The 11,492-nt window shown below is 70.7% G+C and carries 9 protein-coding genes; all 9 read right to left on the bottom strand.

What is annotated here, in order from left to right; all coding sequences use genetic code 11:
• Positions 1-151 precede the first annotated feature (151 nt).
• Entirely contained in the window at positions 152-2,290 is a 2,139-nt protein-coding gene (locus IT371_19860) for a beta-propeller domain-containing protein (GenBank protein ID MCC6749931.1), read from the bottom strand.
• 225 nt (positions 2,291-2,515) lie between these two features.
• Positions 2,516-2,893 (bottom strand): hypothetical protein, encoded by a 378-nt coding sequence (locus IT371_19865; protein MCC6749932.1) that lies wholly within the window; start codon positions 2,891-2,893, stop codon positions 2,516-2,518.
• 19 nt (positions 2,894-2,912) lie between these two features.
• Positions 2,913-3,665: a hypothetical protein gene (locus tag IT371_19870; protein ID MCC6749933.1), complete on the bottom strand. Its 753-nt coding sequence runs from the start codon at positions 3,663-3,665 to the stop codon at positions 2,913-2,915.
• Between the two features lie 92 nt (positions 3,666-3,757).
• Positions 3,758-4,510, bottom strand: a complete 753-nt coding sequence (locus tag IT371_19875) for a prolipoprotein diacylglyceryl transferase (protein MCC6749934.1) — start codon at positions 4,508-4,510, stop codon at positions 3,758-3,760.
• Positions 4,485-6,131, bottom strand: a complete 1,647-nt coding sequence (locus IT371_19880) for a radical SAM protein (GenBank protein ID MCC6749935.1) — start codon at positions 6,129-6,131, stop codon at positions 4,485-4,487. The genes IT371_19875 and IT371_19880 overlap by 26 nt, the downstream gene beginning before the upstream one ends.
• Positions 6,128-7,666: a radical SAM protein gene (locus IT371_19885; protein ID MCC6749936.1), complete on the bottom strand. Its 1,539-nt coding sequence runs from the start codon at positions 7,664-7,666 to the stop codon at positions 6,128-6,130. The genes IT371_19880 and IT371_19885 overlap by 4 nt, the downstream gene beginning before the upstream one ends.
• Positions 7,663-9,873: a bifunctional 23S rRNA (guanine(2069)-N(7))-methyltransferase RlmK/23S rRNA (guanine(2445)-N(2))-methyltransferase RlmL gene (gene rlmKL / locus IT371_19890; GenBank protein ID MCC6749937.1), complete on the bottom strand. Its 2,211-nt coding sequence runs from the start codon at positions 9,871-9,873 to the stop codon at positions 7,663-7,665. Before rlmKL ends, IT371_19885 begins: the two co-directional genes overlap by 4 nt.
• Positions 9,874-10,183: 310 nt before the next feature.
• Positions 10,184-10,582 carry a hypothetical protein gene (locus IT371_19895; protein ID MCC6749938.1) on the bottom strand — a complete coding sequence of 133 codons (399 nt, stop codon included), beginning with the start codon at positions 10,580-10,582 and terminating at the stop codon, positions 10,184-10,186.
• Positions 10,583-10,753: 171 nt separating this feature from the next.
• Positions 10,754-11,492 (bottom strand): IS3 family transposase (locus tag IT371_19900; GenBank protein MCC6749939.1); only part of this gene is annotated, 739 nt, incomplete at its 5' end.

Genomic DNA, 11,492 nt, shown 5'->3' on the forward strand with positions numbered 1-11,492 from the left:
TTCGTTGCTGCGCACCAGTGTGTGCAGTGGCCGTGCCAGGGGGTGGATCTAGGGAAAACAACGACATCTAGGCGGGATAAGGTCGGCCGACCCCACCGGGGCGGCCGGTTTCCCGGCCGGGGGAGGTCGCCTCGCGGCGGGGCGCGCCGCGCTACTCGGCCAGCGAGAGCTCGGCCACGTCGGTCGTGAGGTCGGCGAGCGGAGAGACCTTGAGGGTGTCCCCCGAGATGGAGAAGACCACGTCGTCCATCACGATGCTGCGCTTCACCTGGCTGGAGGCGTGGGTCCACCAGTTGGAGCAGGTGGCGCTGCCGGTGGGGTGGGCCACCTTGCCGCGCAGCTTGAAACCCGCGACGGTCGTCACGTCGTAGACCATCAGGCCGCTGAAGGTCATCTGCGTGCCGTAGCCGCCGCTCGTGCTGCCCCCCTCACAGATCGTCATGGGCAGGGCGAGCAGGTTCTTCGGGGCGAAGTAGGTGAAGGCCAGGTGGTTCGTCAGCGCCTCGGAGCTCGAGCCGCGCGTGCCGATGATCTCCTTGTGCGCGAGCGTGGGTTTGCCCGGGTCGGCCACGTCGAAGATCTGCAGGAGCACGCCCGTGAACCAGGCGAAGCTCCCCTTGTCCGCCGCGTCGTAGCCGATGGTCAGGAGGTGGTTCTTGTCCATCCGGTGCATGTAGGTCGAGAAGCCCGGGATCTTGAGCTCGCCGGAGACCTTCGGCGCGGAGGGATTGGCGAGGTCCAGCACGAAGAGCGGGTCGGTCTTCTTGAAGGTCACGATGTAGCCCTTCTCCTCGTCGAAGCGCACCGAGCGGATGTCCTCGCCCGGGGCGATGCGGTCCACCTGGCCGGTCACGTCGAGGTTCCCGTCGCGCTGCCGGAGCACGCTCACGGTGTTGTGCACGTCGGGGCTCGGCAGGTGTCCCGTGGTGGTCGCGATGCGCAGGTGTTGCTCGTGCTCGTCCATGGCGAACTGGTTCAGCACGCGCCCCTTGACCAGGCCGCTCGCCGCGTAGAGCGCGGCGGGGGGCTCGTTCTTGAGCAGGAACTTGTGCACCTCGCTCAGCTCCGAGGCGCTCTCGAGCTCGGCGTACCACCTCTGGCTGCGCGCGCGGTCCCGTGGGACGGCCATGAAGAGCGCGCTCCCCGAGGCGTAGATCGCCCCCGGGCGGGCGACGATGGTCGCGCTCTGCGCCGCGGTCTCGCTCGCGATGTCGAGCGAGATCACGCTCGTGAAGGTGCTGCCGTCGTTGAGCTCGGAGCGATAGAAACCGGGGCAGCCCTCGACGAGGCTCCGCTTCGCGCCGGCCGTGCTCTCCGAGCCGGAGAAGGTGGTGTCGGTCATCGTGGGGAGCCAGTTCTCGAGGCGCGCCGTGCGGATCTGCTCGGCGTTCTTCGCGCGCAGCTCCTCGAAGGCCTGGCGGATCACGACCTCGGTCTCGGTGCAGGTGTTGATCCCTTGCGGGGAGCTGCTCAGCGACGGGAACGCGGGACCGGGCGAGCTGACGACGGTGTGGATCGCGCGGCCCACGCGGCGCGCGGCCACGAGCGAGCCGGAGAGCTGGAGCTCGCGCACCTTCACGGGGCGGTCGCGCCGGGCGATGTTGAAGACCGTGAGCTGCGTGGGCGTGCCGTCACCGGTGAAGGTGCAGTCGTAGCCGTAGGTGCACTCGCGGTTCGAGCCGTAGTTCGGCCGTGTCTTGCCGCTGGTGCGGCTCTCGGGGAGGGTCGAGAGCGAGCTATAGACGAGCAGGCGGTCACCGGCCACGAAGAGCTTCTTGCCGCGGCCCGCGAGAGGCACGCGCGCCAGCTCACGCACGGACTCGGGGGGCCAGGACTGGATGATGCGCAGGCTGCGCTCGGTCACGAGGTAGAGGTGCTTGCCGTCGGTCTTGACGAAGTCGGCCTCGTCCACGCCGGCCACCTGATTGTTCGTCTCGGAGTAGGCGTCCGGGCCCTTGCTGCTCGCGCTGCCGTCGGAGCGCGCGCTATCCACCGCGGAGGGAGCGCCGTTGAGTCCGGCGCTCGGTCCGGCGCTCGGTCCGCCCTGGGCCACTCCCTGGGCATAGTCCTCGTCCCAGGGGCCGGTCCAGCGGCAGCGGCCGAGGCGCTCGAGCGCCGCCTTGAGCTGCTCGTCGAGCGTGCGGTTCATGGTGGCGAGCGCGCTCTGCCGGATGGCGGACTCCACGTCCGCGCAGCTCGCGAGCGGCTGCAGGTGAGACTCCACGGCCAGATCGCTGCGGTTACAGCCCACGAGCAGCACCCCAAGCACCCATAGCTTCGTTCGTCTCACGCGACACCTCCCAGGAGAGTGCGCTCCATGAAAGCAGAAGCTGGGCCAAGCTGCGCGCAGCGTGACTCCCGTGAGATCTTCGATTCTTGGCGAGGCGCGCGGGACTCGCCCCGACAACTTCGCAGCCAGATGGCGCAAGCTGTGCCGGGGAAATCTGAGGGGCGGAGGGGCTGCGACGCGACGCGGCGCGGGCCGCACCACGATCGATCTATGACCTGCGAACCGCTACCTGCGGACCTCGGTGCAGGCGATGGCGCACACGGTTCGCTGGGCCGAGAAGCAGTCGGCCGCGGTTCGGACGGCGGCCATGCAGTCGCGGAGGTCGGCGCCGTCCCACGAGTCGGCGTTCGCCCCGCACGCGGTGACCTGGGCGCAGTCGAGCGGGGCCGTGGTCGCGCAGCGGCTCTGCAGGGTCGAGGTGAGCATGGCGCACCCCACGGCGTGGGCGGTCGCCTCGCGCAGGGCCGTGGGCTTGGCGGGATCGGCCTTCTTGGCCGCGCAGCCGAGCAGCACGAAGTAGACCGTCGCCGCGACGATCGGGGTCGCGACGAGAGCCAGGACGAGCGTGGGGGTGCGAGTCAGATAGCGCAGAGCACGGTGCACGCGAGCATCTCCGGGCGAGTCACAGGGTCTTTGCGGCCGCAAGCTGGGTGGCGATCTTCTCCATGCCGTCCATCAGGCCGTCTTCGGAGCAGTTGGTCCGCACGTTGGCGGCCTTTTCCGCCGTCTCGCTCTTCAGATCGTAGAGCGTGGCGCTGATCGCACAGGACGCGCCGACCTTCAGGAGCTTGGTCGCGAGGGACTTTTGCGCGGAGAGGGCCCGGCCGAGCTCGATCTTGCACGACTCGTCGTAGCAGACCTTGTAGCCCTCGCGCTTCTCCTGCGAGAGGCGCGTCTTGAGCTGGTTGCGCGGGATGACGCGGAAGTTCCCCGACTCGGTGACCTTGGCCGCCAGGTACTCGGTGAGCTGGTTCAGGGTCTTGGCGTCCAGCCGGCCCGTGGCGTCCTCGGTATCGAAGACCGCGACGATGGTGGGCTTGGCGCGTGGCGCTCCGATGGGCGCGGGGGTCGGGGCGGGGGCGCTGGGCTTGGGGCAGCCGCGGTCCTCGGGGAGGCCGCGCTCGAGGGGACACTGGTCGAAGCTGTCCACCACGCCGTCCCCATCCCGGTCGGCCACCGCGGGCGCCGGGGCGACGCTGCTCACGAGGACCGGCATTGCGGCGCCCGGGATGAGCACGCGCGTCTCGCGTTTCACCGGCACCGAGCCTCCGCAGCCGAGGAGCACGAGGTACACCGTGCCTCCCACGACGGGGAGGGCGGCGAGGAGCAGCAGAAGGGTCGTGAGTCGGCTCGAGGATGGCAAGGCCGGGCGCACCAGATACCTCCGAAGGGTCAGCTGCGACTCTACGCCGGAACGGCGGATCACGCCAGAGTCTGCGCGGGTCGGAGGGGGGCGCACGGGGCGTCTCAGGCCCGGCTGGCGGCGTTTCGGCGCCAGAGCTCGAGCCCGGACACGACGGCTACGACGAACACGAGGGCCTGCCAGGGATTCAGGCCGAGCGGACCCGAGACGGGGTCGTCGCGCAGAAACTCGAGGGGGAATCGGCCGGCGCTCTCGACGAGTAGGGTCGCGCAGGCCACCGAGCCGTCGCGGAGCCCGAGGCGCTCGCGGCGGCGGTAGAGCCACTCGGTGGCGACGAGGGCGAGGAGCGCGTTCAGCCCGAGGAGCGCGGGCAGGTTCCAGAGGTGGCCGCGCGCGGCATGGCCCACGAGGGCCGCTGGAATGGTGGCCAGGCGCGGGGCGCTCGCCGGGGCGGGCCGTCCGAGGCAACAGCCGTTCAGCAGGCACCCGAGGCGTCCGATGCCGAGCGAGAGGGGATAGGTGAAGGCGGCGGCGTCGAGGAGCGGCGCGACGCGCGTCCCGAGCACGCGGGGGACGAAGAGCGCGCTGAAGGCGAGGCAGCCGGCGACGCTCCCGAGGACGGTCATGCCGCCGCTCGCGGCTTCGCCCATCATGGCGTTCACGAGCGTGGCCAGGGCGCGCCCCGAGAGGCCCCCGACGGGGAGCGCGAGCAGGACCCAGGCGAAGACGCCGCGTCGCGAGTAGCCGAGGCGGCCCGCGCGCCAGAGCAGCAGCGCCCAGCAGAGGAGCACCCCGCCCGCGACGACGAGCCCCCAGGTGCGAAGGCTCAGGCTACCGAGCGCGATCGTCGGTACCACCGAACGGCTCTCGCAGGTCGCGCAGGTCGCGCAGGTCGCGCGCCGAGGGTGACCGGCCGGGCTCCTCGCGGGGGAGCTGCGCGCTCAGCCGCTCGTGGAAGTGGCGCAGGTGCTTGTAGACCACGAGGTGAAAGAGCGCGCTCTCCAGCTGCGCGGGGGCGTGGCGCAGCGTCTCGAGCACGACGCGCAGAAAGAGGCGACGCCGGCGGGCGTCCCGCGTGAGGAGGTAGTGCTTGAGGATCCGGCCGAGGATGGCCCGCCGCTCGGGGCCGAGCTTCGCGCCGGCCGTCGTGCCGGCCGTCGTGGCGACCTTGGCGCCGCGCTTCGGCTGCGTCGGGCGCCGCGACCGCCGGAGGGCCGTGAGGAGCCGGTCCCCGTAGGCCTCCTCGTCGTAGAGCGCGCGAAGCATCTTCAGGTAGCCGCTGCGGAGCTCCTCGTCGGTCAGGCCACGCGGCACGATGTTCGTGGTCACGGCCGCGGCGAGGCGTCCGCGGACCCCGGCCATCTCGACCTCGCGCAGCCGGCCCGCGGCCTCCATCCGTCGATAGAGCGGCGTGCCGGGGATCGCCTGGAGGAGACCGCTCATCACCACCGGCACCCCGGCCTCCGCCAGGAAGCGGAGGTGCTCGTCGAAGATCCCCGCATCGTCGTGGTCGAAGCCCACGATCATGCCGGCCCAGACGGCGATGTTGCGCTCCTGCAACCGGCGGATATTTTCCTGCACCTCGGTGGCGAGGTTCTGCCGCTTGCCGGCCTCCTTCAGGCTCGCTGGCCGAGGGGATTCGAGCCCCACGAAGACCCGGCGGATGTTGGCCGCGTAGAGCAACTCGAGGAGCGCCTCGTCCTTCGCCGCGTCGATCGTGATCTGGCAGGAAAAGTCGATGGCGTAACCGATGGAGCGCGCGAAGCGGGCCAGCTCCTCGAGGAGCGCCTTCGCGCGCCGCCGGTCGCCGACGAAGTTGTCGTCCACGAAGAAGATCGAATCGGCGCCGAGGGCGTGGAGGGCCCGCACCTCGGCCAGGACCTGGGGGATGGACTTCGTCCGCGGGCGGCGGCCGAGTCGGGTCGGGATCTCGCAGAACTCGCAGGTCATGGGGCAGCCGCGCGAGGTCTCGATGGTGGCGGTGGAGTAGGCGCGGCGGTCGAGCAGCTCGAAGCGCGGGAGCGGCGAGTCCGCGAGGTCCACGAACTCCTCCTGGCGGTAGACCGCGCCGGCGGTCCCGGCCTCGAGCTCGCGCAGAAAGCGCGGCCAGGTGAGCTCCGCCTCGCCCAGGAAGACGACGTCGGCGTGGCGCGCGCACTCCTCGAGCGTGGATTCCTCGACGAGCGGGCCCCCGAGGGCGACGGTGCGGCCCCGCGCCCGGAAGGCGTCGGCGAGCTCGAAGACCCGCTCGCGCTGCATCCAGTAGCCGGTGAGGCCGACCAGCGCCGCGTCGGCGTCCAGGTCCACGAGCCCCACGTTCTCGTCGAGCAGCCGGACCGCGTGGCCTGGCGGGGTGAGCGCGGCCAGCGTGGGCAGAGAGAGCGGCGGATGGGCGTAGCGGCTTCCGTCCAGGTCCCGGCAGTGCTCGAAGTCCCAGAGCGACGGGGGGAAGGCCGGATTGACGAGCAGGATCTTCATGCGCTGGCCCGCTCGGCGACCTCCGCCGCAGCCGTATAGAACTCGCGCAGGTGCTTGTAGATCACGAGGTGGAAGAGTACCTCATCCAGCCCCTGTCCTCCGGCCCGAAGCGTGGATGCGAGCACGTGCGCGACCATCCGACGCTCGGCGGCGTCCGAGCGGCGCAGGTAGTGGGCAAAGAGGCGCGCGAAGGCCTTGAGGTTCCCCCAGGTCAGGACGCTCCAGGGGGAGGGGAGCTCGCGGCTCCCGCGCCCCCGCGCGACGAGGAGGCGCTCGCCATAGGCCGCGGGGTCGTAGACCCGCCGCACGAAGGCGGCGAACCCCCGGAGTAGCGCGCGCTCGTCGAGGCCCCGGTGGACGAGGTTGGTCCGCCCCTGCGCCGCGAGGCTCCCTAGGGCCCCCGAGCCCACCACCTCGGGGAGCGCGAGCAGCCGGCCCTCGGCCTCGGCGCGCGCGTGGAGCGGCGCCCCGGGCATGGCCTGCAGCAGCCCGATCAGCGTGGGGGTGATGCCCGTCTCCTCGATCAAGCGGTACTGCGCGTCGAAGCTCGAGGGGTCGTCTCCGTCGAGGCCCAGCATGATCCCGGCCCAGACGGTGATGCTGTAGGACTGGATGCGGCGCAGCGCGTCGGGGAGCTCCAGCTCCAGGTTGTGGGTCTTGCGCAGGGCGGAGAGCTGCGCGCGGTCCGAGGTCTCCACTCCGATGAAGAAGCGGCGAAAGGAGGCGGCGTGAAAGAGAGCGAGCAGCTCGTCGTCGGCGGCCACGTTGAGCGTGACCTGCGTGTAGAAATACATCGGCGCCCCAAGGGTGGGGAGCAGGCGCGCCAGGGCCTCGAGGAGTCGCTTCGCGTAGCGCCGGTTGCCGATGAAGTTGTCGTCGACGAAGAAGATCGAGTCGCAACCGAGGCGGCTCAGGCGGCGCACCTCTTCGAGCACCGTCTCGACGGGCTTCGAACGGGGCTGGCGGCCGTACTTCTCGGGCACGTCGCAGTACTCGCAGGCGTAGGGACAGCCGCGGGTGGCCTGGACGCAGCCTGAGGAGTAGCGGTCGATCTTGAGCAGCTCGAAGCGCGGGATGGGGGCGCGCGACAGGTCCGCCCAGCCGTCGGCGCGGTAGGTGCGCTCGACGCGTCCCGCGCGGAGATCGGCGCAGAAGCGTGGCCAGGTCTCCTCGGCCTCGCCGACGAAGACCGTATCCGCGTGCCGCGCGCAGTCGTCGAAGAGGTCCTGGGCGATCGGCCCGCCGATGGCCACGAGAACCCCGCGGCGGCGAAAGGCGTCCGCCAGCTCGAAGAGGCGCTCGCGCTGGCAGTAGATCCCGGTGAGCCCGACGACCTCTGCGTCCACGGCCTCCGGACGGAGTTCCTCGACGTTCTCGTCCAGGATCGCGACCTCGAGCTCCGGCGGGGTGAGGGCGGCTACGGTGGCGAGCGGAAGCGGGAGGTGCGAGAAGCGTTTCTCGATGAGCGGCATCGAGAAGGCGAAGTTCATCGCGGCGGGTGGGATCCGCGGCGCGACGAGACAGACGCGCGTCATCGGGGCCTCTCGCGGCCGGGTGGTCGCGCGATCTTCCAGGTCTGATGGATGCGGGGGCTGCGTGCGAAGTCGGGCGGAAGCGTGGCGCGCGAGAGGTCCTCGAGCGCGAGGTCGGAGAGGGCTTCCTGGTCGAGCTTGAAGCGCTGGTGATTCGTGGAGAAGAGCAGCACGCCGTCGGGCTCGAGCAGGCGCAGGGTGGAGCGGATGAGCGCCACGTGGTCGCGTGCCACGTCGAGAGTCCCCTCCATGCGCTTGGAGGTGGAGAAGGTGGGCGGGTCGAGGAAGATGAGCCCGTAGCGGTCGCGCGCGCGCTCGATCCAGCGCAGGCAGTCGGCCTGGACCAGCTCGTGGCTGGCCCCCCGCAGTCCCGCGAGCGCGAAGTTCCGCTCGGCCCAGTCGAGGTAGGTGCGGGAGAGATCTACCGAGGTCGTGTGGCGCGCCCCTCCATTAGCGGCATAGACCGTCGCGGTACCGGTATAGGAGAACAGATTGAGGAAGGTGCGACCGGCGGCGAGCGTGCCGATGAGCTCGCGGGTCTGGCGGTGGTCGAGAAATAGCCCCGTATCCAGATAGTCCGTGAAGTTGACGAAGAAGGTGTGCCCCCCCTCGTGGACCTGGAAGAGCTGCCCCTTGTCGGCCAGCCGCTCGTACTGCGCGTGCCCCTTCTGGCGCTGGCGGACCTTCAGGAAGACCTGGGTGGGGGGGACCTCGAAGAGCTCCGGAACGAGCGTGAGCGCGAGGCGCAGGCGAGCTCGGGCGTGCTCGGGGTCTATGCTCTTCGGGGCGGCGTATTCCTGCACCACGACCCACTTCTCGTAGCGGTCTATGGCGAGCGCGAAGTCGGGTAGGTCGGCGTCGTAGACGCGATAGCAGGTCACGCCCGCGCGACGGGCCCAGCGACCGAAGTGGCGCAGGTCCTTCGTCACGCGGTTGGCGAAAGCCTCGCCGGCGCTGCCGGAGGCGAGTCGCTCGCGCTGCGAGGGGAGCGGCGCGGCCGTGGCCGGGGCGCTCTTCTCGGTCCCGGAGTCCGCCTTTCGCGCCGGGGCGCGCAGCGGGTAGCGCAGCCAGCGGCACTCGATCGGGCCGTTGAAGACGCGCTCCTTGCGGGTCGGGCGCAGGCCGAGGGCCTTCACCAGCTCCGGCTCGCCGACGAGCAGCTGCGCGGTCCAGTCGCCGAAGCGCCGCTTGAGCACGTCGCCGAGCTGCGCGTAGAGGGCGGGGAGAGCCTGCGCCTGGCCGATCCGCACGCCGTAGGGGGGATTCGCGACGAGCAACCCGGGGGGGAGGCCCTCGGGAGGGGTGCACTCCTCGAGAGTTCGCGCCTCGAAGGTCACGAAGTCGCTGACGCCGGCGCGGCGGGCGCAGGTGCGGGCCACGTTCACCGCGGCGTGGTCCGCGTCGTAGCCGACGAAGTGCGAGGTCGGCCGCGTCCGGTCGCGCTTACGCTCCTCGGCCTCGGCGAGCACGCGCCTCCAGAGGCTCGCGTCGTGCCCGCGCCACGCGGTGAAGCCGAACTTCTCGCGCAGCAGCCCCGGGGCGAGGCCGGCGGCGAGGAGCGCCCCCTCGACGAGGAAGGTCCCCGAGCCGCACATCGGGTCGAGGAGCGTGGCTCCCTGCGCGGCGAGTTCGGGCCACCCCGCGAGGAGCAAGAGCCCCGCCGCGAGGTTCTCCTTGAGGGGGGCCTCGGTGAGCGTCGGCCGGTAACCGCGCCGGTGGAGGCTCTCGCCGGCCAGGTCGAGGCTCAGCGTGACGTGATCCCGCTCGAGGTAGGCGTGCACGCGCACGTCCGGGTTCTTGCGGTCCACGCTGGGACGCGAGCCGGTGGCCGCGCGCAGGCGGTCCACCACGGCGTCCTTGACCTTGAGCGCGGCGAAGCTCGCGTTCGTCAGCCGCGCCCCGACGAGGGTGACCTCCACGGCGAAGGTCTGTTCGGGGCCCAGGTGCTCGGTCCACGCGATCTGCGCGGCGCCGGCGTAGAGCCCTTCGCCCGTCTCGTCGGTGGCGCGGAAGCGCGCGATGGGGAGCAGGACCTTCGCCGCCGAGCGGGTCCAGAGGCAGGCGCGGTAGGCCGTCTCCAGCGTGCCCTGGAAGTGCACGCCGCCGGGGACGACCTTGCAGTCATCGGCCCCGAGGCCGGCGAGCTCCCCGACGAGCGCCGTCTCGAGGCCGCGCGGAACAGTGGCGAACAGGTCGTGCGTGGTGAGCACCAAGAGAACCGATCGGGAGCTCGTGCTCCGCTGCGTGCGCCGCGTCGTGCTGCGCTGCGGCAATATGGCGAAGTTCGGCCGGGGTCACAAGCGGAGATGCGGAGGGCGGCGGAGCCTGACGGGATGGATCGCGGCCAAGGCGCCGAGGTTAGGAGGCTGGCCAGAATTACCTGTGCATCCTCGCAGCCGATCCATCCCGGCTGGCTGCGTTGCTCGTCGGTTACATACCGACGAGTATGCGCCCTCCTCGCGCCTGGGCAGTCGGGCGCCTCGACCGCGATCCCTGCACAACTAGTTCTGGCCAGCCTCCTTAGCGCCAGACGCAGGTGCTGCCCGAGATCCGCTGGTCCTTGGCGCAGCAGTAGAGCCAATTGGTCCCCGCGAACTGCGGGCAGTAGGTGGCCCCCGTGATCGGGTTCCCCGAGCAGTCCAGGCCCGGGCCCCCGAGGAGCTCGTCGCAGGTCCGCCCCGTGGGCGAGCTGACGGTCAGCGCCGTGCAACGCGCCCCGGGGTCGATCTCGCGCCCGAGCGGGTTGCAGAAGCAGCGGTTCGGGTTGGTGTTGCCGCAGCAGTCCCCCTCGCCGCAGTAATAGGGGCCCGAACAGGTGTGCGTCACGTTGCCGTAGAGGTTCGTGGCGCAGGGAGGGTAGGCGAAGGTTTGTGGTTCGGTATAGGGCTTGACGGGGGGCTGGCCGCACGCGTCGCCCACGATCGGTTGCTTGTTCGGGCAACAGTACCAATCGGTGTTCCCTTGCGGCGAATTGCAGTATAGGCCGCCCGCGACGTAGGTGGTGCTGCACGCGAGGCCCGGGCCGCCGAGCGTGGCGTCGCAATCGGGGAGTGAACCGCCCCGGGTTCTCCGGAGACCCGGTTGGGTGAGTCACGCGGCCTTCTCGGAGGTGCTGTGACTCAGATAGTAGGCCTTCTCATACTCCGCTGGGGATGTCCATCCGATCGGCTCGAGGAGCCGCGTGTTGTTGAACCAATAGACCCATTCCAGGGTGGCGAACTCCACGTCCTCGATGGTGCGCCAGGGGCCGCGGCGACGGATGACCTCGGTCTTGTACAGGCCGTTGATCGTCTCGGCGAGAGCGTTGTCGAAGGCGTCACCGACGCTGCCGACCGAGCAGGCGATGCCGGCCTCGGCTAGCCGGTCGGTGTAGCGGATCGAGACGTATTGCACGCCCCTGTCGCTGTGATGCACGCACTCGCCCCGATGAGGTCGTGCATGCAGTGCCTGCTCGAGGGCGTCGAGCGCCAGGTCTGTTCGCAGCGAGCTCGACACCCTCCAGCCGACGATGAGGCGAGAGAAGACATCGACGACGAAGGCGACGTAAACGAAGCCGGCCCAGGTGGCGACGTAGGTCAGGTCGGCGACCCAGAGCTGGTTCGGGCGGCTCGCACGGAACTCCCGCCGAACGAGGTCCAGCGGCTGAGCGGCAGCGCCACCGGCCACCGTCGTCCTGGTGAACGCCCGGCCCCGCACTGCCCCGCGCAGGCCCATCGCGCGCATCAGCCGCTCGACGGTACAGCGAGCCACCGAGGTGCCCTCCTGCACGAGCTGTCGCCAGACCTTCTCGGCGCCGTAGACGCCGCCGTAGCTCTCGTCCCAGACCCGC

This window comes from Deltaproteobacteria bacterium (assembly GCA_020848905.1).
In the GTDB taxonomy this organism is placed as follows: domain Bacteria; phylum Myxococcota_A; class Polyangia.